A 1,045-nucleotide genomic window follows, 5' to 3' on the forward strand; every position below is an offset into this window, starting at 1 on the left:
ATGTTTGATCCCAGGGTTTGATGGTGCATTGTTTTCTCCGGAATGGAGGGATGCGCTATGGGCCAGGTTCTCCATGGGAGCGCCACCTCGACAGAGGCAATCCGTCGAGCGATCCAGCATAGTCAAACGAGCCTGAGAGAGCTTTCGAAGCGCTACGGCATCAACCAGAAGACGGTCGCCAAGTGGAAGCGCCGGGCGTTCGTTGCCGACCTGCCAACCGGTCCCAAGGACGCAAGATCGACCGTGCTTACGGCGGAGCAGGAGGCCATCATCGTGGCCTTCCGCAAGTACACGCTGCTGCCCCTGGACGACTGCCTCTATGCGCTCCAGCCCACCATCCCACACCTGACCCGCTCATCCCTGCATCGCTGCCTGCAGCGCCATGGCATCAGCCGGTTACCCGAGGTGACCGGTGACAAGCCCGCCAAGAAGAAGTTCAAGGCCTACCCGATCGGCTACTTCCACATCGACATCGCGGAGGTGCACACAGAAGAGGGACGCCTCTACCTGTTCGTGGCCATCGACCGCACGTCCAAGTTCGCCTTTGCCCAACTGCATGAGAAAGCCACAAGGCGTGTGGCCATGGACTTCCTGCGGGCTTTAATTGCCGCCGTGCCGTACAAAATCCACACGGTCCTTACCGATAATGGCACCCACTTCACCACACCCGGCAATACGAGTTCAGCGGCTCCTCTGATCAAAGAGGCCATGGAGAGAGGCGAGCTCTTCCGCGCTCACGCCTTTGAGTACGTCTGTGCGCAGAACGACATCGATCATCGCCTGACCAAGCCGCGGCATCCGTGGACCAATGGGCAAGTTGAGCGCATGAACCGCACCCTCAAGGATGCAACCGTCAGACGCTACTATTACGACACCCACGACCAGCTGCGAGGCCACCTCAGTGATTTCCTGACCGCCTACAACTTCGCCCGCCGGCTGAAGACCCTGCGCGGCCTCACGCCTTACGAGTACATCTGCAAAGTCTGGACAACCGAGCCGGAACGCTTCAGGCTCGATCCGATCCACCAAATGCCGGGACTAAACA

Annotated in this window: 1 protein-coding gene and 1 pseudogene; both read left to right on the top strand. The window is 59.6% G+C overall.

Going from position 1 to position 1,045, the window contains the following annotated elements; translation table 11 throughout:
- Nucleotides 1-57 precede the first annotated feature (57 nt).
- Nucleotides 58-912 (top strand): annotated as a pseudogene (locus DC522_RS33685) (IS481 family transposase); the annotation flags it as partial.
- 71 nt (nucleotides 913-983) lie between these two features.
- Nucleotides 984-1,045, top strand: a 62-nt coding sequence (locus tag DC522_RS36695; protein ID WP_245444779.1) for a hypothetical protein, incomplete at its 3' end; no start/stop codon positions are given.

The organism is Microvirga sp. KLBC 81, from assembly GCF_003075415.1.
Taxonomy (GTDB): Bacteria; Pseudomonadota; Alphaproteobacteria; order Rhizobiales; family Beijerinckiaceae; genus Microvirga.